The sequence below is a fragment of the Sorangium sp. So ce406 genome (genome assembly GCF_051474675.1).
Taxonomy (GTDB): domain Bacteria; phylum Myxococcota_A; class Polyangia; order Polyangiales; family Polyangiaceae; genus Sorangium; species Sorangium cellulosum_G.
The window spans coordinates 11,203,126-11,225,468 of the sequence record NZ_CP150340.1 but is presented as its reverse complement, the minus strand read 5'-3'; the positions used below and the strand labels follow the sequence as shown (position 1 = coordinate 11,225,468).

16 protein-coding genes are annotated in these 22,343 nt (G+C 71.9%); 8 read left to right on the top strand and 8 right to left on the bottom strand.

Going from position 1 to position 22,343, the window contains the following annotated elements; genetic code table 11:
• Positions 1–18: 18 nt before the first annotated feature.
• Complete coding sequence (locus WME96_RS42235; protein WP_433930996.1) at positions 19–342, bottom strand: tetratricopeptide repeat protein; 324 nt, start codon at positions 340–342, stop codon at positions 19–21.
• Complete coding sequence (gene hpt, locus WME96_RS42230) at positions 339–860, bottom strand: hypoxanthine phosphoribosyltransferase (RefSeq protein WP_061619510.1); 522 nt, start codon at positions 858–860, stop codon at positions 339–341. The genes WME96_RS42235 and hpt overlap by 4 nt, the downstream gene beginning before the upstream one ends.
• A gap of 138 nt (positions 861–998) precedes the next feature.
• Here hpt and WME96_RS42225 point away from each other — a divergent pair, with 138 nt between their 5' ends.
• The gene (locus WME96_RS42225) at positions 999–1,442 is read left to right on the top strand and encodes an acyl-CoA thioesterase (RefSeq protein ID WP_437287186.1); all 444 of its coding nucleotides are present in this window, start codon (positions 999–1,001) and stop codon (positions 1,440–1,442) included.
• A gap of 45 nt (positions 1,443–1,487) precedes the next feature.
• On the opposite strand, the gene WME96_RS42220 is transcribed toward WME96_RS42225, so the two are convergent.
• Both WME96_RS42220 and WME96_RS42215 read right to left on the bottom strand, forming a co-directional pair.
• The gene (locus tag WME96_RS42220) at positions 1,488–2,795 is read right to left on the bottom strand and encodes a hypothetical protein (RefSeq protein ID WP_437287185.1); all 1,308 of its coding nucleotides are present in this window, start codon (positions 2,793–2,795) and stop codon (positions 1,488–1,490) included.
• A complete protein-coding gene (locus tag WME96_RS42215; protein WP_437287184.1) occupies positions 2,792–3,547 on the bottom strand; it encodes an HAD family hydrolase in 756 nt (251 codons plus the stop codon). The genes WME96_RS42220 and WME96_RS42215 overlap by 4 nt, the downstream gene beginning before the upstream one ends.
• 216 nt (positions 3,548–3,763) lie before the next feature.
• Here WME96_RS42215 and WME96_RS42210 point away from each other — a divergent pair, with 216 nt between their 5' ends.
• Entirely contained in the window at positions 3,764–4,156 is a 393-nt protein-coding gene (locus WME96_RS42210; protein WP_433930988.1) for a hypothetical protein, read from the top strand.
• 64 nt (positions 4,157–4,220) lie between these two features.
• On the opposite strand, the gene WME96_RS42205 is transcribed toward WME96_RS42210, so the two are convergent.
• Complete coding sequence (locus WME96_RS42205; RefSeq protein WP_437287183.1) at positions 4,221–7,196, bottom strand: carboxypeptidase regulatory-like domain-containing protein; 2,976 nt, start codon at positions 7,194–7,196, stop codon at positions 4,221–4,223.
• 91 nt (positions 7,197–7,287) lie between these two features.
• Complete coding sequence (locus tag WME96_RS42200) at positions 7,288–8,550, bottom strand: LeuA family protein (protein WP_437287182.1); 1,263 nt, start codon at positions 8,548–8,550, stop codon at positions 7,288–7,290.
• Positions 8,551–8,876: 326 nt separating this feature from the next.
• Here WME96_RS42200 and WME96_RS42195 point away from each other — a divergent pair, with 326 nt between their 5' ends.
• From WME96_RS42195 to WME96_RS42170, 6 genes are all read left to right on the top strand, one after another.
• On the top strand, positions 8,877–11,408 hold the full coding sequence (locus tag WME96_RS42195; RefSeq protein ID WP_437287181.1) for a heme lyase CcmF/NrfE family subunit: 2,532 nt from the start codon (positions 8,877–8,879) through the stop codon (positions 11,406–11,408).
• On the top strand, positions 11,405–11,968 hold the full coding sequence (locus WME96_RS42190; RefSeq protein ID WP_437287180.1) for a cytochrome c-type biogenesis protein: 564 nt from the start codon (positions 11,405–11,407) through the stop codon (positions 11,966–11,968). The genes WME96_RS42195 and WME96_RS42190 overlap by 4 nt, the downstream gene beginning before the upstream one ends.
• Entirely contained in the window at positions 11,965–12,879 is a 915-nt protein-coding gene (locus WME96_RS42185; RefSeq protein ID WP_437287179.1) for a hypothetical protein, read from the top strand. The genes WME96_RS42190 and WME96_RS42185 overlap by 4 nt, the downstream gene beginning before the upstream one ends.
• Positions 12,876–14,531, top strand: coding sequence for a hypothetical protein (locus WME96_RS42180; protein ID WP_437287178.1), 1,656 nt, complete (start codon positions 12,876–12,878; stop codon positions 14,529–14,531). Before WME96_RS42185 ends, WME96_RS42180 begins: the two co-directional genes overlap by 4 nt.
• A 271-nt stretch (positions 14,532–14,802) precedes the next feature.
• A complete protein-coding gene (locus tag WME96_RS42175) occupies positions 14,803–15,438 on the top strand; it encodes a formylglycine-generating enzyme family protein (RefSeq protein WP_437287177.1) in 636 nt (211 codons plus the stop codon).
• A 115-nt stretch (positions 15,439–15,553) separates the two neighbouring features.
• On the top strand, positions 15,554–16,795 hold the full coding sequence (locus WME96_RS42170) for a CinA family nicotinamide mononucleotide deamidase-related protein (protein ID WP_437287176.1): 1,242 nt from the start codon (positions 15,554–15,556) through the stop codon (positions 16,793–16,795).
• A 28-nt stretch (positions 16,796–16,823) separates the two neighbouring features.
• On the opposite strand, the gene clpB is transcribed toward WME96_RS42170, so the two are convergent.
• Positions 16,824–19,433, bottom strand: a complete 2,610-nt coding sequence (gene clpB, locus WME96_RS42165; RefSeq protein ID WP_437287175.1) for an ATP-dependent chaperone ClpB — start codon at positions 19,431–19,433, stop codon at positions 16,824–16,826.
• A 242-nt stretch (positions 19,434–19,675) separates the two neighbouring features.
• Positions 19,676–22,171, bottom strand: a complete 2,496-nt coding sequence (gyrB, locus tag WME96_RS42160) for a DNA topoisomerase (ATP-hydrolyzing) subunit B (protein WP_437287174.1) — start codon at positions 22,169–22,171, stop codon at positions 19,676–19,678.
• Between the last annotated feature and the right edge of the window lie 172 nt (positions 22,172–22,343).

Genomic DNA, 22,343 nt, shown 5'->3' with positions numbered 1-22,343 from the left:
GCGGCCGCCCTCGCGCCGTCAGTCCTCGCCGCCGCCCGCGCCGGCGAGCGCCTGCTGGAGCTCGCTCAGCGCGTGCTGATCTCCCTTGCTGCGCGCCGCGCCGATGCCGTCGCTCAGCCAGGCGCGCCCCTCGTCGGCGCGGCCTGCCTTCACCAGCATCGTCCCGCACATCAGGTACATCGGCACGTAGCTCGGGTCCATCGCCCGCAGCGCGTTGAACGTCGCGAGCGCCTCGTCGTGCCGGTCCAGCCCCGCGTACTCCAGCGCCAGCGCGTACCAGTGGAACGGATCCTTCGACCCGCCCTGGGTCATCTTCTCGAGCATCAAGAGCCGCTTGCTCACGTCGCCTCCACAACGCCGATGTACGGCAGGTTCCGGTAACGCTCGGCCCAGTCGAGCCCGTAGCCCACGACGAACTTGTCCTCGATCGTGAAGCCCAGGTAGTCGATGGGCACCTCGACCCGCGCGCGCGCCGGCTTGTGCAGGAGCGCGCAGACCTTCACGCTGCTCGGCATCCTCGTGCGGAAGAGCTGGAGCAGGTGCGAGATCGTGAGGCCCGTATCGACGATGTCCTCGACGAGGAGGATGTCCTCGCCCTCGATCGGGCGGGTGAGGTCCTGCGTGATCTGGACGACGCCCGTCGAGTCGGTGCCCTCGCCGTAGCTGCGCACGCCGAGGAACTCGATGCGCACCGGGAGGTCGATGTGCCGCGCGATGTCGGCGGTGAACACGAAGCTCCCCTTGAGCACGGAGACGAGCACGAGCCGCCGCTCCGCGTAGTCCCTTGTGATCTGCGCGCCGAGCTCGCGCACGCGGGCGCCGATCTGCTCGGCGGACAGGAGCGTCCGGACGTTCGCCATGGCGGCCGCGCTAACACCGCGGCGCGCCCGCGGCCAGCGCCGACGCGGCTCCCTCGCCGTGGGCGCTGCGCCCCCCGGGTCGAGCGGCCGCTCCGTCGCCGCCCGGGCCGGAACTGGGCTAGTCTCCGCGCCCCCGTCATGCCGCCCCTTCCGCCCGACGCACCGCCGCACCTCACCTCGCGCATGCCGCTGGCCGTCCGCTTCTGCGAGACGGATCTGATGGGCATCGTCCACCACTCCAACTACGTCGTGTACCTGGAGGCGGGCCGCATCGACTGGCTGCAGCGCCGCGGGATCTCCTACGAGGAGATGGTGCGGCGCGACCTTCACCTCGCGGTAGCGGAGCTGCGGCTCAAGTACCGGCTGCCCGCGCGGTTCGGGGACACCCTCGTGGTCGAGACGACCTGCCGCGAGATCCAGCGGGTCACCGCGCGCTTCAGCTACCGTATCCTCCGGGGCGAGGACGTGATCTGCGACGGCGACATCCTCCTCGCGTGCCTCGGCTCGAGCCTCACGCTGACGAGGATCCCGGACGACATCGCCCAGCTCCTGTCGAGCCCCGAGGTCGCGGCCGCCGGTTAGTTCCCTCGGGGCTCCGCCCCGAACCCCGACCGCGGCCGTGCCCGCTCAGCCGCCGTCCGCCGCGTCCTCCTCGGCCGCGCTGCGCACGAGGCGCGCCGGCATCTCGATCGTCTGCGGCGGCTCGATGCTCTCGCCGAGGAACGTGCGCCACTGGACGACGTAGAGCCCGCGCTGGGGGCCGCTGACGTAGCGCTCGCTCATCGGGGGCACCGCGACCGCGGGGATGCCGTCGACGAGCAGGTAGAGCAGCGCGTCGGTCTGGTTCACCGCGACGAAGCCCTCGCCGGGCGCGCCGGGGTCGACGCTCGCCGGCAGCGGGAGCGGCTCCGTCCGGATCGCCGCGAGCTCGTCGCGCGACAGGAAGACGCCGCCCTGCGCCGACGGCAGCCCCGAGGCCGCGTACGCGGCGCTCGGGGGTGGCATCAGCAAGTCGGTCGAGACAAGGTCGCTGCGCCGGGCGACCGACGTGACCTCGAAGCCGACGCCGCCGCCGCCCTGCCACGCGTAGCTCGCGTGGAGCGGCACCTCGCCGGCCACGCACTCGGGCGACTTCGGATCGACGCCGAGGATCTCCAGCAGCGCCCGGCAGAGCAGGGGACCGCCCTCGCCCGCCTCGGGCATCTTGCCGAGCTCCAGGTACAGCGTGCCGAGGCTCGCGTGCATCTCGACCTTGCGGACGTCGATCTCGCGCCGCTTGCCCTCGCCGACCGGGCGCGCCGAGCCCGTCGACAGCGGCGTCACGTCGATGCGGCGCTCGCCGAGCAGCGTGCGGAGCGCTCCCGGCGGCAGGACCCGGTACTGGGTCAAGCCCGGCCACAGCAGGACCTCGCCGTGGACGTCGTGGCGGGCGCGCAGCTCCGAGCCGGAGGGCAGCGGCAGCGCCCGCGACGTGAACTGGACGCGCATGCGGCCCGCCTCCGCGAGATCGATCTTCCACGTCAGGCCGGTGACCGCCTGCGCCGCCTCGAGCCCGGCGGCGGCCACCTGGGGCGCCTTGGGCGGCTGCGGCACGTCGCGCCAGCGGAAGGCCGCCTCGAGCGTGACGCCGGGGAGCTCGCGGGGCGAGAGCGTGTCCTCGGGCAGCGGCGTCGCCGGCGGCAGCGGGAGCGGCGAATGCTGGCTCGCCTCGGACATGATGGGCCGGCCGTAATCGTCGGACACGAGCTTCGCGCTCGCCTCGGCGGCCGACGCGTCGAGCAGGTCCGGTGTCTCGCTCGCGAGCGGCGCGGGGAGGATCCTCGCGTTCGGGCTCGCGCCCGCCTCCACGGGGTCGACCGGCGGGTGGCGCGACGGCTCGCACCCGGCGCCGGCGGCGAGCAGCAGCCCTGCGGCCGCGACGCGCGCGCGGATCACGGCGCCCGCTCGAAGGTGTGGATCACCTTCACCCGCGGATCGAGCGGCGGCGGGTCGGGCGCGTACTGCGTGTCGAGGAAGACCGCGGTGCAGCGGGGGTGGCACTCCACCATCAGGTTGCAGTTCGCCGCCTCGTTGTCGAACGCCGCGATGACCCGCCCGAGCCGGGAGAGCTCCGGGGCGACGCTCCGCTTGAACTCGGTGTCGGGCATCTCGAACCGCGGCTTCACGACGAGCTCGGTGCCGATGACCCCGATCGGGAAGCCGAGATCGCGCAGGCTCGCGAACGATCCGAGCGCCATGTTCGGGAGGTCGCGCCCGGTGAGGTACACGAGGGTCGCCCCCGCCGCGTGGCACGCCCGCGCGTACTGGCTCGCGCCCGGCACCTCGACGTCGTGCCGGATGTGCGGATCGTTGAAGAAGCGGGCCTTCCAGAACTCGAACGCGTGCAGGTGGAGCGCCTCGTCGTCGACGCCGAGCCGGCGCAGGTTGTCCTGGAACCCGTACACGATGCCGTCGGGCGCCGCGCGCTCGAGGAGGGCGGCGGCGTGCGGGTGCTTGCGTCGCCATTCCTCGGCGAGCTCGTGGAGGATCGCGACCACCCGCGGCCGGTTGTCCATGAGGGTGCCGTCGAGATCGAAGACGATCACGGGCGGCCCCGCCGACCGGTCGCCCGCGCGCTCGACGATGGAGTTCAGGAGCCGCGTCCGCTCGAGGGGGACGAGGCGCTTCTCGTGGAACAGCGTGCTCAAGGTGGTCGCGCCGTGAAGGAGCGCGCCCGCCGCGCGCTCATCGGGCGGAACCCTAGCGCGAACTCGCCCTCCTCAGAAGCCGCGGCGGCCAACTCCGTCGACCAGCCCGATCGGGTCGGCAAGTGTGCCGAAATATCCTACATTGTTGGCCCAAACGTTCCGTTCTTCTTAGGATTTTCCACATCCGGGACCCCTCGACGTCCCGAAGGAAGGCCCATGCAGAACCGCATCAAGACCGCTCTGGCCCTGGCGATGGCGCTGACCGCTGTGGCGGGCTGCTCGAAGACCCCTCGCGATCGCCTGCAGGGGCGCTGGTATGGCGAGTCCATCGAGAACGCCCCGGTGGAGCAGCTCACGAAGGCGACCGGGTGGGTGAAGGGGACCGCGATCGAGTTCAACGGCAGCAAGGTCACGGTGACGGTGCCGGCGGAGACGCCGCGCAGCGGGACCTTCAAGGTGACCAAGGCGGAGGGCGATCAGGTGACCGTCGCGTTCCTCCGGCCCGAGGGCGGGCTCGATCAGGCGGAGTTCCGCTTCGCCACGGATCACTCGCTGCGCTGGGAGCTCGGCGACGGCCGCGCGATCGTGATGGCCAAGGCGAAGAACTGACGTCGGCCGGCGCGCGCCCGCGCGCCCGCGCGACGCCCGCGCCGCCGCCGGGCGCCTCGGCCGCCTACCGCCGCACCTTCTCCCGCCGCACCCGCGTGAGCCACCGCGCCTCGCCGCGCTCGCCGTCGCGCGCGAGCAGCACCACGACGTCCTCCGAGAGCGGCCCCGTGAGCCGCCGCCGCGCCTCCTCGAGGGAGCGCACCTCGACCCCGTTCACGGACAGCAGCCGATCGCCGGGCTCGATGCCCGCCTCCTCCGCCTCGCTCCCCGGCGGCACCGACACCACGGTCACGGTCCGGCGCTCCTCGCCGAGCGTCACCGCCAGGCTCCCCGCGCCCTTCGGGTCCTGCCGCGCGCCGTCCCCCGGCAGCGCGATCCTGACCCGATCGGTCGTCCTGCCGGCCCGCACCTGCACCGGCTGCGACTCGGCGCGCCCGAGGTCCGCGCTGTACGCCTCGATCACCGCCGTCCCCTCGGGCAGCCCGCCGAGCTGGAACCGCCCGTCCCTGTCGGTGGTCACGACGCCCGGCGGCAGCGGGCCGAGCGGCAGGTATGTCGGCACCCGGTCGCGCGCCACGCGGGCCCCCGCGACCGGATCGCCGCGCTGATCGACGACCTCGCCGGCGACCTCTCCCGCCTCGAACAGATCGATGCGCCCGAGATCCGTCGGGCGATCCGGATCGCCGGCGATCACGACCCGCAGCGTCGCCGGCGCGAACCCGTCGCGGCTCACCGTGACGCGGAACCGGCCCGGCGCGAGGTCTCCGAGCGTGAAGGCGCCCTCCGCGTCGCTCGTGGCGCGGCGCGGTCCGGTCGGCGAGAACAGCGTGATCCGCGCGCCCTCGAGCCGCTCCCGCCCGCCGCGCCCGGTCACGGTGCCCGTCGCCTTCAGGGCGCCGCTCATCTCGAGCCGCAGCTCCTTCGGCGCGGCGTCGACCTGCTCGACGCGCGGCGCCCTGCCGGAGCGCACGAGGCTGATCCGCAGCGGCAGCCCGGCGGCGTCGGCCAGCAGCGCGTCGCCGCCGTCGTCCGTGAAGAGCGTCTTGCGGAGCGGGACCGCGACGTCGAGCGAGAGGACGCGCACCTCCACGCGGTCGAGCGGGTAGCCGCGATCGTCGGTCACGCGGATGGCGACCGCCTCGCGCGCCTTCGGGAGGACGACCTCGATCTCCTTGCGGTCGCGCTCCGGGACCTCGACGACGAGGCGCGCCACGACGTCCCCGGGCGACTCGGGCCGCGACACCGAGACGAGCACCTCGTCGGGGACCGCCGCGAAGGCGAATGTGCCGTCGTCCGCGGAGTACGTCACCCGCTCGAGCGAGCCGGTCGTCGCGGCCAGCTCGACGCGCGCGCCGGCGACCGGCTTGCGGTCCTCCTCGAGGACGCGGCCCTCGAGCAGGCCGCCCTGGCGCATCACCACGCGCACGTGGGCCTCGCCGCCCGGCGGCAGCGTCACGACCTCGCTGAGCGTCTCGACGTACTCCGGGTGCCGCACGATGGCGTGGACGCGCCCCGGGGTGACCGGCTCGGCCCGGAAGGTGCCGTCGGCGCGCGTCACCCACGGGTCGCCCGACCGCACCGACGCGGCCGGGATGAACACGTCCCCCCGCGGCAGGTCGGGGATCGGCCCCGGCATCACCCCGAGCTCGCCCGCCGGGATCAGCGGCGCCGGGCCGGGCAGGGCGCGCTCGAACTGCTCGTCCCTGAACGCGGTCATCGCGGTGGTCTCGTCGATGGGCATCCCCTCGGCGTCCGCGCCGACGACCTCGATCGTCGCGCCCGGCACCGGGTAGCCGCGGTCGTCGACGACCTCGCCCACGATCGCGCCGCCGCGGAGCAGCGGGATGCGGGCCTCGGTCGCGCCCGCGTCGACCTCCACGGCGTTGCGCGGCACGAACCCGGCCGCCAGGGCGGACGCGCTCGCGTACCCCGGCGCGATCGGCCCGAGCGTCACCGAGCCGTCGTCGCCCGTGCGGCCGTGCAGCGGGAACGCCGACAGGCCGTGCTCGACGAGCACGACGTTCGCGCCCTTCACGGGCGGCGCGCCCTCGCCGTCGCCGTCGGTGACGAGGAGCCGCACGTGGCGGCCGGGCCCGAGGACGAGCTTCACCTCCTTGCCCTCGCCGCGCCGCACGGGCACGGCGAGCGCCGTCGCGCTCACGGCGCCGCCGCGCCGCGCCTTCAGGTCGTACACCCCGTCGCGGAGCCCGGAGATCCGCGCGGCGCCGGTCGCGTCCGTTGTCGTGCTGCGCGCCGGCCAGAGGCCGGTGCCGGCGGCGAGCACGGTCGCGCCGTCGGCGGGCTGCCCCTCGGCGTCCACCACCCGCACGGTGAGGGCGCCGAGCCGGTCCATGCGCAGCCGGAGCGGCACCGGCCCGGGCACGATGCCCGTCCGCACCGTGTCCTCGAACCCCGCGGCCGACGCGCGCACGACGTAGGGCGTCGCGCCGAGCCGATCGAACCGGGCGCGGCCGCCGCCTTCGGTCGTCGCCACGAAGGGGAGGGGATCGGCGGTCGCGACCGCGACCTCCGCGCCGTCGATCGGGCGCTCCGCGTCGTCGACGACAAGCACCTCGAGCACCTTCGCGGGCCGCAGCACGAGGTCCACGGCGCGCGGCCCCGGCTCGAGCGCGAGGCGCGTCGAGGCGCGCGCCCGCTCCGCGCCGTACGCCATGACCCACGCCTCGCCGGACGGCAGCCCGGCGAAGCGCGCCTCGCCCGCCGCGTCGGTCCTCTGCTCGCCGGCGAAGTAGGCGCGGTCCTCGCGCACCGCGAAGACGCGCACGGTGGCGTCCTGGAGCGGGCGCCCCTGCTCGTCGCGCACGGTCGCGGTGAGCCCGGCCGCGCGCCCCTCCACCGACGCGGGCACCGGCGGCGCCGGGATCGGCGCCTGCGGTAGGTACCGCGGGCCGAGATCGCGCAGCGTCGTCGCGGCGAAGAAGCACACGAGCGCCGCGATCGCGGCCAGGACGGTATCGAGCCGCGACCGGCGCCCGGGCCGGTCGGCTTCCGCTGCGGGTTGCTTGTCCTGCTCGGCCACGGCCTGGATCTCTACTCCGGATCCGCAGAAACGCCGAACGTCCCGGGGCCGTTCCCGCGGCGGGCCAGGCCGGGGACGAGGCCGCGCCGGGTCAGGCCTGACGGCCGCGGTGCTGCTCGATCACGGCCTGGATCTCCTCCTCGCCGAGGATGTGATCCGTGGCCTTGGCCCTGGCCAGGATGGCGTCGACGAGCTCCTTCGAGGGCTCGATCTTCCGCTGCCTGAGCCAGTAGTTCACGTTGGAGGCGCCGGACATGTAGCCCACGCAGATCTCCTGCTTCCGCCCGAACATCCCGGCGGGGACGCCCGAGTAGATCCGGTCGGCCATCCAGGCGTCGCCCTTCGACTCGGCCTTGATGATGGCCGCCGCGTGCACGCCGGTCGCCGTGCGGAACGCGTCCCGTCCGACCAGGGGATAATTGATGGGCACCTCCCAGCCGACCGCCTGCGCCGCGGTCGTGCAGTACTCGAGCAGGTGGGTGAGGTCCTGGTGCTCGAGGAGGCCGAGGAGCTTCATGTTGAGCAGGATGAGCTCCATGGCGGCGTTGCCGACCCGCTCGCCGATGCCGAGGGCGGTGCCGTGCACCCGGTCCGCGCCGAACTGGAGCGCCCAGATCGCGTTCTCGAGCGCGAGCCCGCGGTCGTTGTGGCCGTGCCAGTCGATGCCGACCGACGCCCCGGCGCCCGCGACGATGGCCCGCGTGAAGTTGATGACGTTGCGCACCCCATCGGGCGTCGCGTGCCCGACGGTATCGCACAGGCACAGCCGGGACGCGCCGTGGTCGATCGCGACCTTGAACAGCGTCGCCAGCACCTCGGGGCGCGATCGCGTCGTGTCTTCCGTGACATAGGCCACCGGCAGCCCGGCCTTCACGCCCGCGTCGATCGCGGCGGCGCTGCGCTGCGCGATGAGGTCGACGTCCCACGCCTCCGCGAGCTGCCGGATCGGGCTGGATCCAATGAAGGCGTAGATCTCGACCGGGATCCCCGCGCGCTGGGAGATCTCGATCATGGGGGTGATGTCCGAGACGACCGTGCGGCCTGCGCAGGCGATGCGGAGCGGCAGGTTGTTGTCCGCGACCTCCTTGCACATCCGGAGCACGTCCTCGAACGCCCGCTGCGAGCTGCCGGGCAGGCCGACATCGGCGACGTGGATACCGATCTTGGCCATCAGGTGGAGCAGCTTGAGCTTGCTCTCGATGTTCGGATCGGCGACGGACGGGTTCTGCAGACCGTCGCGCAGGGTCTCGTCGAAGAACCCGATGTCCTTCGGGATGACCCGCCCGACGCGGCCGACCTCGTTCCAGTCGTAGATGAGATCGGTCGGGCGGGTACCGGCGGGATCGATCGCCATGCTCCGAGTATAGTGCGCCGCGGTCAACGCCGAGCCTGAAACGAGCTTCTCCGGGGAGCTCGACATGACGCACAGCGCTGGCGAGAAGGGCGAATCGTAACGGCGACGACGTCGCAATGCGCTCTCCGTCACCCTGCACGCAGGCGCGGCGCGCGGGCTGCGGTGCGTGCGCGCCGCGTGCAGTTCCGTCAGAAAAAGCGCCGGGGCCCGGACGGAGCGGACACGCGTGCGCCAGCGCGCGGCTGGCGACCGCGGCGAACGCTCGTTTGCGCGCCGCGGTGCGCTGGCCCTGCGCGCCTGGCAAGCCTAAGCTTGGCCCCACAACGATGTGGCAATCCCTTCCTGAGTTCGGGACCGGCGTCCTCTACGCCATTCTGGTCACCGCGGCGTACACGTTCGCGGTGGGGCTCGCGTCGGCGCGCGGGCGGCCGCGGCTGCTCCAGGCGGCGCGGCTCGGCGCGTACGGCACGATCGCGCTCGTCGGTCTCGCCGTGCTCGTGCTGGCGTACGCCTTCGTCAGCCACGATTTCCGCATCGCCTACGTGGCCCAGTACAGCGACAGGTCCATGACCACGCCGTACCTCATCGCGGCGCTCTGGGGCGGGCAGGACGGCTCGCTGCTCTGGTGGATGTTCCTGACCGCGCTGTTCTCGGGAGGCTGCGTCTACTGGCTCCGGCGCAAGTACCTGGAGCTCCAGCCCTACGTCATCGCGACGCTGATGAGCATCATGATGTTCTTCGCGATCCTGATGGTGTTCTCGACGAACCCGTTCCAGACGAGCGTCGCCGGCGCGCCCGTGGACGGCAACGGGCTGAACTACCAGCTCCGCAACTTCTACATGATCATCCACCCGCCGAGCCTGTACGTCGGGTTCACGAGCTCGGCGGTGCCGTTCGCGTTCGCCATCGCCGCGCTCGCCACGGGCCGCCTCGACAGCGAGTGGATCATCGCCACGCGCAAGTGGATGCTCTTCAGCTGGCTGTTCCTGTCGATCGGCAACGTGCTCGGGATGCTCTGGGCCTACGAGGAGCTCGGCTGGGGCGGTCCGTGGGCGTGGGACCCGGTCGAGAACGCGGCGTTCCTGCCGTGGCTCACGGCGAGCGCGTACGTGCACTCGACGATGATCCAGGAGCGGCGCGGCATGCTGAAGGTGTGGAACGTCTCGCTGATCTGCATGACGTTCTTCCTGACGATCTTCGGCACGTTCCTCACGCGCTCCGGCCTCATCGCGAGCGTCCACTCCTTCGCGCGCTCGGGCATCGGCATCTTCTTCCTCTACTTCATGGGCGTGATCTTCGCGACGTGCGCGTCGCTCATCATCTACCGCCTGCCGCGCCTGCGCGGCGACGACCAGTTCGAGGCCGCGCTCGCCCGCCAGGCGAAGCCGCCGTTCAACAGCTGGGGCTTCACCAGCTTGCTGGTGTTCCTGGTGATCATCTCGGTCCCGGTCGTCCACATCACGGCGAGCTTCCTGAGCCAGGACCCGGACGCGGCCACGCTGTGGTTCGTCACGTGGCTCGGGCTCCCCGCGGCGCTCGCGGTGACGGGGCTCCTCCTCTACCGCCTGCGGAGCCTCCGCAGCGACGGGCACTTCGAGTCGCTGCTGTCGCGCGAGGCCGCGTTCCTCTTCAACAACTGGGGCCTCTTCAGCATCATGATCTTCATCGCGGTCGCGACGGTGTGGCCGCGCATCAGCGAGTGGCTGCTCGATCAGAAGTCGACGCTCGGGCCGACGTTCTACAACATGTGGCTCCCGCCGGTCGCGCTGGTGGTCTTCCTGCTCATGGGCGTCGCGCCGCTGCTCGGGTGGCGGAAGACGTCGCCGGAGCTCTTCCGGAAGAGCTTCCGCTGGCCGGTGCTGGCCACGGTGGTCGCGGCGACGCTCCACCTCACGCTCGGGAAGAAGGTGGGCTTCGCCCCGTTCGTCGCCGTCGACCCGATCTACCCCGGCCAGCTCGGCGACGGGCTCGCCAAGCTCGCGTCGACCTACCCCTTCTTCACGGTGGCGTTCGCCGCCTTCAACGTCGCCGTGGTCATCCAGGAGTTCGCCCGCGGCATCGCCGCGCGGCAGAAGCGCGGGGGCGAGTCGTTCTTCGCCTCGTTCTACAACCTGGTCGCGAGGTCGCGGCGCCGCTACGGCGGCTACATCGTGCACGTCGGCATCGCCGTGATGTTCCTCGGGTTCGCCGGCCGCGCGTGGGGCGTCGACAAGGAGATCAGCCTCCACCCGGGCGAGTCGGTGGAGATCGAGGAGTATCGCCTCGTCTACGCCGGCCCGCGCATGGAGGTCGACAGCGAGAAGCGGATGGTCTTCGCCGACCTCGACGTCGAGCGGCACGGCGCGCCGGTCGGCCGGATCAGCCCGGCGAAGTTCATCTACAAGGCGACCCCCGAGGCGCCGTCGACCGAGGTCGCCCGGCACATCACGCTCAAGAACGACCTCTACGTGATCATCGGCATGGCGAACCCCCAGACGAAGGTCGCCTCGTTCCAGCTGCACGTGAACAACCTGATCTCGTTCATGTGGTTCGGCGCCGGGATCCTCGTCCTCGGGGCGCTCATCGCGATGTGGCCCGACATCGCGCTCGAGGAGGCCGGGGCGTTCGGCTATGTACGAGCGGCAGGGTCGGTCACGGCCTCCGTCGTGTTCGCCTTCCTGCTCGCCGGCGGTCCGTCGCAGGCCTACGGACACCCGATCCAGGAAGGGTTCGGTCGCCCGACCCTTGTCGCGCCCGGCGGCGCCGGCGTCGAGGGCCATGCCCCGGCGGCCGGCGAGACCGTTCATGCCGGGCAGGCGCCCGCGATCGATGCCATCCTCCCGACCGCTGCCCAGCCGGCGCAGCCAGCCTTCGAATGAGCCGCACCCGAAAACTCATCCACGGCATTACCCTCCTCGTCGCGGGCGTCATCGCCCTCGTCGTCATGCTGCGCTCGCCGGAGTTCGCCCACGGCCAGCAGCTCGGCGAGGGGATGGTGCGCACGGGCACCGTCGGCATCCAGAACGACACCGAGCGCCAGCTCTTCTGGAGCCTGATCTGCACGTGCGGCTGCCCGCGCGAGACCCTCGGGACGTGCACCTGCGGCACCGCGCATGAGCGCCGGGACGCGCTCCGCGTCGCGCTCGCGGAGGGGCGCACGATCGAGCAGATCCAGGCCGCCTACGCCGAGCTCTATGGCGCTGAGGCGCTGGCGGTGCCGCCGAACAAGGGGAGCCAGCGCCTGCTCTACCTGTTCCCGCTGACCGCCATCGTGCTCGGCGCCGGCCTCGTCATCGTGACGCTCCGCCGCTGGAAGCGGCGCAGCGACGAGGTGGGCGCCGCCGCGGCGCAGCGCTCCCCGAAGGCTGCTGGCCCCGCCGCGCGCGACGATTACGACGACAAGCTCGACGACGAGCTCAAGAGCCTCGACCGCGAATGAGCGCCGAAAACCCTGCCAAGAGCGCCGCCTCGGCCGCGGTCCACGAGACCGTGAGCCGCGGCTCTGACTCGCCGCTGGAGCGGCAGATCGTGCATTACGCCCGCTTCGGGGTGCCGCTCGCGGCGCTCGTGGGCGCCGGGGTCGCGGGGCTCGTCGCGGGGCCGCCCGCGGCGATCCTCGTGCTCGCGGGCGGCGCCCTCGTCGCGGTCATCGCCATCTTCTGGGCGAGCCTCCGCGTGCTGCTCGGGGAGACGCCGCTGAGCGGCGCCGACGCGTACGCGATCGGCGCGCCGCGCACGGAAGAGGAGCAGAAGCAGGCCGTGCTGCGGGCGCTCAAGGATCTGGAGTTCGAGCGCGGCGTCGGGAAGATCAGCGAGGAGGACTACGCCGAGCTGGTCGCGAAGTACCGCGCCGAGGCGAAGCGGCTGCTCCGCTTGCTGGACGCCGACGCGCAGCCGCGGCGCGAGCAGGTCGCCGCGCTCGTCGCGAGGCACCTCCGGCGCGCCGGCCTCCAGGACGACGGCGGCGCGCCCGAGGCGCCGGAGCAGGACGAGGACGCCGCCGCGAGCGAGGCGGACGGCGCCGCCGCGGAGCCGAAGCCGGCGAAGCGGAAGCGCGTCAAGGCCGGGCGGTCGGAGCAGCCGGAGCGCGACCAGGAGCCGGCGTCCGGCGCGGAGCGCGACCAGGAGCCGGCGTCCGGCGCGGAGCGCGACGACGCCGTGGCGACGGACGACAGCGGGGCGACGCGCACGACCGTGTGCGCCGTCTGCGCCACGCTGAACGACGAAGACGCTGTGTTTTGCAAGAAGTGCGGGACGAGGTGCGCGCTCGACGCGCCTCTCTCGGAGCAGGCCGCGACCGACGAGGCCGCGGTCGCTGGTGACCAGAACGAGAGCAGGAGGGCGCCGTGATGCGCTGGACCAGGTGCACCGCGCTGGCGGCGATCGCCTCGCTGGGCGTGACCGCCACGGAGGCCACGCAGGCGCAGCCGGCCGCTCCGGCGCAGACCGCAGCGGCGACGGCCGCTCCGGCGCAACCCGCCGCCCCCGGGTCGGCCGCGGCTCCGGCGCAGCCCCGAGCGGCGACGGCCGCTCCGGCGCAGCCCGCAGCCGGCGGGCACGGCACGAACGCGGCGAAGCCGGGCGCGACCACGCCATCCGGCGGGGCCGCTGCCGGCGCCGCGAGCCCCGCTGCGGCCCCGCCGGCTGGCGCGGCCGACGCGGGCGCGCCCGACGCCGCCGGCGCGCTGCCGCCGGGCCACCCTGAGGTGGGGCAGGAGCTGCCGTCCGGCCATCCGCCGGTAGGAGGCTCTGCCGCGGGAGGGGCCGCATCGCGGCGCGCTTCGGAGCAGCTGACAGGCCTGTTCGACGCGCCCGAAGACGCGGTCCAGGACGACACGGGGCTTCCGCCCGGCGTCGTGGTGCTCACGATCGAGGACGCGGACGGGAAGCCCGTCCCTCGCATCACGGTCGACATCGACGTCCTTCAGAGCTCGGTGACGAAGGGCGACTCGCGCGAGCGCGTGACGAGGGAGACGGACGACGCGGGCGTCGTCCGCCTCGAGAACCTCACGATCGGCGCCGGCACGAGCTACGGCATCTCGGTCACGCGCGAGGGCGCCACGTTCTCGCTGCCGCATTTCGGGATCGGCGCCGAGGCCGGAAAGCGCGCCGTGCTCCACGTCTACGAGGCCACGCCGGACGTGAACAACCTGCTCGTCGGGACGCAGGGCATCATCTACCTCCAGCTCCGGCAGGACTCGATCTCGGTCGAGCAGCTCTTCCAGGTCTACAACCTCGGCCGCGTCGCCTGGCTGCCCAACGAGACGTTCGCCCTGCCGCCCGACTACAAGGCGTTCAGCAAGACCGACACCATGGACGACATGCGCGTCGAGGAGGCCAAGGGCACCGGCGTGGCGCTGCGCGGCACGGTGAGCCCTGGCCGGCACGAAGGGCAATTCCGCTGGCAGGTCCCGTTCAACCGGGAGGAGCGCCAGACGATCCGCCTCGAGCTGCCGCCGCGCATGGCCCAGCTCCGGATCATGGCCGAGGCGTCGAAATCGATGACGCTGAACGTCGCTGGCTTCCCGGCGGCGCAGCGCACCCAGAACCGGGACGGCAAGAAGATCCTGATCACGGAAAAGCAGAGCTCCCGCGTCGAAGGCGGGCTGAGGACCGTCGAGATCACGCTCGCCGGGCTGCCGACGCCGGGCTGGGGCCGGTGGATCGCGCTGTTCCTGGCCGGCGCCACCGTGATCGGCGGGGCCGCGGTGAACCTGATCCGACGTCGCGACGACGACCGCGGGGCCGACGACGAGGAGCGGCGGGAGCTGCTCGAGGCGCGGGACGCGTTGCTCGACGAGTTCGTCGAGCTCGAGCGCGCCCGGAAGCGGGGCGACGTCGGTCCGAAGACCTACGAGCGCGTCCGGGGGGCGCTCCTCGACGCGCTCGCGCGCATCGTCGCCATGATCGAGGCGAAGCCGGCGCGCGGGAAGGCCGCTGGCTCCCGCAAGGCAGCCGGCGCCTCGCTCAAGGCGAACGCCGACGCGCCGCCGCCCCCCTGAGGTGGGCGCAGCACCGATCCTCGGATCGATGCCTGTCTGGAAGCTCGCCCTCTCCGCGGCCGCAGCCCTCCTGATGATCGCCGGAATCGCCGTGCTCGCCGGCCAGCGCGGCGGTCCGCCGGCGCGCTGCGCGCCGGGGATGGTCGCGCTCGGCCCGCGATGTTGCGGTGACGGCCAGCGCCTCGAGGCTGGCCGCTGCGCCGGCGTCCCGAGCCGCTGCGGCGCCGGCCTCACGCTCACCCCCGGCGGGTGCGTCGCGCCGAGCGCGCGCGTGCGCATCGCCGCCGGGACGCTGCGCCTCGGGCCGAGCGACTGGGAGGCGCAGGGCATCGTCGACGCGCACACGCGCGAGGTGTTCGTCCCGGCGTTCTCGCTCGACGCGTTCGAGGTCACCGAGCAGCGTTACGCCACCTGCGTGGACGCCGGCGCGTGCGTCCCGCTGCCGCTGCGCGGCGAGCCGGGCCTGCCCGTGACGGGGATCACCGTGGAAGAAGCCGCCCGGTTCTGCGCCTTCGCGGGCGGGGCGCTCCCCTCGCGGGATCAGCTCGCCTTCGCCGCGGCGGGGCCCTCGAGCCGGCGGTACCCGTGGGGAGACACCGGCGCGGTCTGCCGGCGCGTCGCCTTCGGCTTGCGAGCGGGCCCGTGCGGATGGGACGCGACCGGCCCGGAGCTCGCCGGTGCGCGCCCCGACGGCGCCGCCGTCCACGCGGCCGGGCACCTGTTCGACCTGGCGGGCAACGTCGCCGAGTGGGCGGCCCCCGACCGGCCGGGAGCGGAGATCTCGGGAACTCACGGCGGATCGTGGGCCGACGGCGCCGCGGCGGCGCTCCGCACCTGGAACCGTCGGCTCCTCCCGGTGTCCACCCGAGCGCCGGATATCGGCTTCCGGTGCGCCTACGACCCTTGAGCCGGCAGCGCGCGGCGGGGCTCGGGTGGGGCGGGGGAGGGGACGCGACCCCACCGCAAAACACTCCGGAAACGCGCTCCGTCTGCTCCGGATTGGGTTACAGTCGTCCGTCCCAATGACTGTCGCGCTTCTCTCGATCGGGACCGAGCTCACCCGCGGCGAGATCATCAACACCAACGCGACCTGGCTCGCTGCTGAGCTCACCGCAGCGGGCTTCACGGTCAGCGAGTCCGTCACGGTCGACGACGACGTCGATCGCATCGCCGCCGCGGTCCGCCAGCTCGCGGGCGCTCACCGGCTGGTGATCGCCACCGGCGGCCTTGGCCCCACGACGGATGACCTCACGGTGCAGGCCGCCGCGCGCGCCACGGGCACCGACCTCGTGCGCGACGAGAGCACGCTCCTCGCGATCCGCCGCCGCGTCGAGAGCCGCGGCAAGACGATGAACGCCGGCCACGAGAAGCAGGCGGACGTCCCGGCCGGGTCGGAGATCCTTCCGAACTCGTCCGGCACCGCGCCCGGGTTCGGGGTCCAGCTCGGGGAGTCGACGGCCTTCTTCCTCCCGGGGGTGCCGCGCGAGATGAAGAGCATGTTCGCGGATCAGGTCCTGCCGCGCGTGCGCCCGGCCGCGCCGAACAACACCTTCCAGGTGCGTCTCCGCACCTACGGTCTCCCCGAGTCCGCGCTGGGCGAGCTCCTGAAGGGCGTCGAGGAGGCCTATCCCGGCGTCACGCTCGGTTACCGCGTGCATTACCCGGAGGTCGACGTGAAGGTCCACGCCCGCGCCGCCACGCAGTCGATGGCGCACGAGCTGGCCTTGAGGGCGACGGCCGACGTCCGCGAGCGGCTCGGCACGGCCGTGTACGGGGAAGGGGACGACGCCTTCCCGGAGATGGTCGGGCGCTCCGTGCGCGCTCGTGGCTGGCGGCTCGCCGTATCGGAGTCGTGCACTGGCGGGTTGATCTCTCACCTGCTCACCAGCTACCCGGCGAGCGACTACCTGGTCGGCGCCGCGGTCACCTACGCGAACAGCGCCAAGACCCGGCTCCTCGGCGTCGCCGAGGACACCCTGCGCGGCCACGGCGCGGTGTCCGCCGAGGTCGCCGCCGAGATGGCGCAGGGGGTTCGCCGCCTCTGCGAGGTCGACGTCGCCATCTCCGTCACGGGGATCGCCGGCCCGACGGGCGGCACGGCGACCAAGCCGGTCGGCCTTTGCTACTGGGCCGTCTCGCACCCCGGCGGCCTCGTCGTGCGCGATCGCGTCTTCTCGGGCGATCGCGAGGAGGTCCAGCTCGGCGCTGCCTACGCCGTCCTGGACCTCCTCCGCCGCATCGCCGGCAACCTCCCCGAGCGCTGACGCGGGCGCGGGCGCGGGCCGACCCGCGTCAGTTCGGCGCCGAGCGCGTGAACGTCAGCGCCTCTCCCCCGCGGTCGATCTGCACCGTGTCTCCCTGCTTGAACTCGCCGCCGAGGATCCGCTTCGCGAGCTCGTCCTCGATGCTCCGCTGAATGGCGCGCTTCAGCGGCCTGGCGCCGTACTGCGGATCCCACCCCTGCTCGATGAGGTAGCCCTTCGCCTCGGGCGAGATGGTGAACAGCAGCCCGCGCCGATCCAGTCGCTTTCGCAGCAGATCGAGCTGGATATCGACGATCTTCTCCATCTGCTCGCGCCCGAGCCGCCGGAACACGATGAGATCGTCGAGCCGATTCAAGAACTCCGGGCGGAAGTGCTTCCGCACCTCCTCGACGACGGCCCTCCTCACGAGCTCGGCCTTCTCGTCCGCCGGCAGGTTGGCGCGCTCCTCGATCGCCGCGGCCGCCGGCGTCCCGAGGTTCGATGTCAGGATGATGATCGTGTTCTTGAAATCGACCGTGTGCCCCTGCCCGTCGGTCAGGCGTCCATCGTCGAGCACCTGGAGCAGCGTATTCCAGATGTCCGGGTGGGCCTTCTCGATCTCATCGAACAGCACCACGCTGTACGGCCGCCGCCGCACCGGCTCCGTGAGCTGGCCGCCCTCCTCGTAGCCGACGTACCCGGGCGGCGCGCCGATCAGGCGGGCCACCGCGTGGCGCTCCCCGTACTCGCTCATATCGAGCCGCACCATGGCCCGCTCGTCGTCGAAGAGGATCTCGGCGAGCGCGCGCGCGAGCTCGGTCTTGCCGACGCCGGTCGGCCCGAGGAACAGGAACGATCCGATCGGCCGCCGCTCGTCGCCGAGGCCTGCGCGTGAGCGCCGGATGGCGTTCGACACCGCGCGGAGCGCGTCCTCCTGCCCGACCACGCGCCGTCGCAGCTCCTCCTCGAGGCGCAGGAGCTTCTGCATCTCGCTCTCGAGCATCTTGGACACGGGGATCCCGGTCCACTTCGACACGACCGCCGCGATGTCCTCGTCGGTGACCTCTTCCTTCAGGTAGCTCTGCTTCGTCTGCACCTGCGCGAGGGTGGCGCGGATCGACTCGAGCTTCTTCTCGATCTCCGGGATCCTACCGTAATGGATCTCCGCCGCGCGCCCGAGATCGCCGGCGCGCTTCAGGCGCTCTTCCTCGAGCTTGAGCTCCTCGATCTGCGGCTTGAGCTGCCGCAGCTCGGAGATGAGCTCCTTCTCGCGCATCCACTGCGCCCGCATCGCGTCGCGCTGCCCCTGGAGCTCGGCGATCTCGCGCCGCACCTCGTCGAGGCGCGCCTTGCTCGCCTTGTCGCTCTCGCGCTTGAGCGCCTGCTCTTCCATCTGCAGCTTGAGCAGGTCGCGCTCGACCTGATCGATCGGCGTGGGCAGGCTGTCGATCTCCATGCGGATCTTCGACGCCGCCTCATCGACGAGATCGATCGCCTTGTCGGGCAGGAACCGCTCGGTGATGTACCGGTTCGACAGCACCGCTGACGCCACGAGCGCCGCGTCCTGGATGCGGATCCCGTGGTGGACCTCGTACTTCTCCTTGAGGCCCCGGAGGATGGCGATGGTGTCCTCGACGCTCGGCTGCGACACGAGCACCTGCTGGAACCGCCGCTCCAGCGCCGCGTCCTTCTCGATGCGCTTGCGGTACTCGTCCAGCGTGGTCGCGCCGATGCACCGCAGCTCGCCGCGCGCCAGCGCGGGCTTCAGCATGTTGGCCGCGTCCATCGCGCCCTCGGCCGCGCCCGCGCCCACGAGGGTGTGGAGCTCGTCGATGAACAGGATGATGCGCCCGTTCGAGCCCTCGATCTCCTTGAGGACGGCCTTGAGCCGGTCCTCGAACTCGCCGCGGAACTTCGAGCCTGCGACCATGGCGGCGAGGTCGAGCGCCGCGATCGTCTTGTCCTTGAGCGACTCGGGCACATCGCCCGCGACGATCCGGTGGGCGATGCCCTCGACGATGGCTGTCTTGCCGACGCCGGGCTCGCCGATGAGCACCGGGTTGTTCTTGGTGCGGCGCGAGAGCACCTGGATCACGCGCCGGATCTCCTCGTCTCGGCCGATCACCGGATCGATCTTGCCCTGTCGAGCGAGCTTCGTGAGATCGCGCGTGTACTTCTCGAGCGCCTGGAACTTCCCCTCCGGGTCCCGATCGGTCACGCGCTGGTTCCCGCGCACGGCCGCGAGCGAGGCGAGGAGCTTGTCGTACGAGAGCCCCGCTCGTTCGAAGATCGACTGGATGTCCTTGTCGACCTTCGTCGCGGCGAGCAGGACATGCTCTGTCGAGATGTAGTCGTCCTTGAGCGACTTCGCCTCATCCTCGGCCTTTTGCAGGACCGCGAGCGCGCGCCGCGACAGGTTCGGCTCGGCGCCGCCGCTCACGCGAGGATAGGTATCGATCTTCGCCTCGAGGAGGCGCACCAACCCCGCCGGGTCGGCGCCTGCTTTCTGCACCAGGGGAGCGCCGACGCCGCCGTCCTGGCCGACGATCGCCCGCACGAGGTGCTCGGGATAGAGTTCGGGGTTGCCCCGGCGGCTGCCGGAGTCGACAGCCTCTCGTATGGCCTCTTGGGCCTTCGTCGTCATTCGGTCGATTCTCATGGCACCCCGAAGCTAAGGCGCGTGCCCGCGCTAGCAAGGGCCCGGCCAGGCAAGGGGCTTGCCAGAGACGCCGAACGGACGCTGAAGAGATGCCGACCGAACTCGACGGCTGATCGATGCAGCCTGGACGCCGCGTCAACCCCCCCACCGCGCATCGCGTGCGAGGCGCGGTGGACGGACCCGCGAGCGCGGCGCTCGGTTGGACGCGCGCGGCGCGCGCCGCCGCGCGCCGCGAGCGCAGGTCAGATGTCGAGGTTCTTCACGTTGAGCGCGTTCTGCTCGATGAAGTTGCGCCGCGGCTCGACCTGATCCCCCATGAGGATCGTGAAGAGCTCGTCCGTCTTCACCGCATCATCGATACGGACCTGGAGGAGGGTCCGCGCGTCCGGGTTCATCGTCGTTTCCCAGAGCTCGTCGGCGTTCATCTCGCCGAGGCCCTTGTAACGGCTGATCGCGATACCCTTCTTGCCCCGCTCTTCGATGAAGTCGACGAGCGCCTCGCCGTTCTCGATCGTCTCCTCGCCGCTCGACGTGCGCGCCCGGTACGGCGGCGCGCCGATGGATCGGAGATCCTGCTCGATCGACCAGGCCTCCTGGTACTCCGGCGAGTTCACGAGATCCCAGTCGATGACGCTCCTGCGCGCGCTGGCGCCGGGCCGCGGCACGACCTCGATGCGGCTCGTCCCGTGCTCGGTGTCCCGGGGCGTCGCCAGCGTGAGCGGGAACAGGTCCGGATACCGCTGCTTCAGGTACGCCCGGAGCTCGTCGGCGGCCGCCGCGACCTTCTTCGTCTCGCGCAGATCGTCGCGACCGAGCCCGCTCGACCGCAGCACCGCCGCCACGATCCGCGCGTCACAGCGCTTGTCGATGTTGGACAGCACCGCGCGGAAGCGCTTCAGCCGCTGCGCGAGCCGGTAGAGCGGCTGCCCCGCGATGCCCGGCCCGCCGCCGACGGCGACGATCTCGAGCCCGTCCACGGCGTTGCCCACGAGGAACTCGTCCAGCGCGGCCTGGTCCTTGAGGTACAGGTCCCGCTTGCCCTTGCGCACGCGGTAGAGCGGCGGCTGCGCGATGAACAGATACCCCTTCTCCATGATCTCCGGCATCTGCCGGAAGAAGAAGGTCAGGAGCAGCGTCCGGATGTGGGACCCGTCGACGTCGGCGTCCGTCATCAGGATGATCTTGTGGTAGCGGAGCTTGTCGATCTCGAACCCGCCCGCGTCGTTGATCCCGCAGCCGAGGGCGGTGATCAGCGTGCCGACCTCGGCGGAGCTCAGCATCCGGTCGAGCCGCGCCCGCTCGACGTTCAGGATCTTCCCCTTGAGCGGCAGGATCGCCTGGAAGTGCCGGTCGCGCCCCATCTTGGCGCTGCCGCCGGCGCTCTCGCCCTCGACGATGTAGATCTCGCTCTTCTCCGGGTCCTTGGACTGGCAGTCCGCGAGCTTGCCCGAGAGCGACGTCACGTCGAGCGAGCCCTTGCGGATCACCTCGCGCGCCTTGCGGGCCGCCTCGCGCGCCTTGGCCGCGACGACCGCCTTCTCGATGATCTTCTTCGCGCTCTGCGGGTTCTCCTCGAAGTACTGCCCGAGCTTGTCGCTGACGACCGCCTCGACGATGCCCTTGACCTCGCTGGAGACGAGCTTCGATTTCGTCTGCGAGTCGAACGACGGGTCCGGGTGCTTGATGCTGAGCACGCACGTCAGGCCCTCGCGCGCGTCCTCGCCCTGGAGGCCCTGCTTCAGCTCCTTGAAGAGGTTGTGCGCGCTCCCGTAGTTGTTGATCGTCTTCGTGAGCGCGGCGCGGAGACCGGTGAGGTGCGTGCCGCCGTCCTTGTTGTGGACGTTGTTCGTGTAACAGAAGATCGCCTCGGTGTACGAGCCGTTCCACTGCAGCGCGACCTCCACGCCGACAGGCGGCGCCGCGCTGCCGCGGCCGTTCGCGCCCTCGCCCGACGCGCCGATCTCGTGCTGCGTGACGAAGCTGATCACGTCGTCGTGAATCGGCTCCTTGGTCTTGTTGAGGAGCGCGACGAACTCCGAGATGCCCCCCTTGTACTCGTACGCTTCCGCCCTCCCGTCCGGGCGCTGGTCGTCGAGGTGGATGACGAGCCCGGCGTTCAGGAAGGCGAGCTCGCGCAGGCGGCTCGCGAGGACGTCGAAGCTGAACTCGACCGTGCTGAAGATGACCGGATCGGGCTTGAAGGTGAGCTTCGTCCCCGTCTTGTCCGTCACCCCGATCGCCTTGAGCGGCGCCTTCGGCACGCCCCGGCCGTACTCCTGGAACCAGAGCTTCCCCTCGCGCTTGATCTCGAGCTTCAGCCACTCGGAGACGGCGTTCACGGCGCTCACGCCGACGCCGTGCAGGCCCGCAGAGACCTTGTAGCTGGAGTTGTCGAACTTGCCGCCGGCGTGGAGGACGGTCATGACGACCTCCGCGGCGCTCACGCCCTTCGCGTGCATCCCGACCGGGATCCCGCGGCCGTTGTCCTCGATGGAGACCGAGCCGTCGAAGTGGACGGTGATCCTGATCTCCGTGCAGGCGCCGGCGAGGTGCTCGTCGACGGCGTTGTCCACGGCCTCCCAGACGAGGTGATGCAGCCCCGATCCGTCGTGCACATCGCCGATGTACATGCCGGGGCGCTTTCGCACCGCTTCAAGGCCTTCGAGCGCCGTGATGCTATGGGCGTCGTACGACGGCTTGGTCAGGTCGGTCGGCTGGCTCAGGGTGGGTTCCGTCATCTCGGTCCTGGTGGCGCGCCCGCCGCCTCTCACCGGGGGGCGCAGAGCGGCGGAGGCCGCTCGGATTGCCGGAGTTCTTGCAGTGGGAGGGGCCGGCTCGATGGCAGCTCGTCGGGTGGGACCCGGGGCCGCGGCCGCGGCGCCGGATCGCGTCAGAGGCCGCGAGCGATCA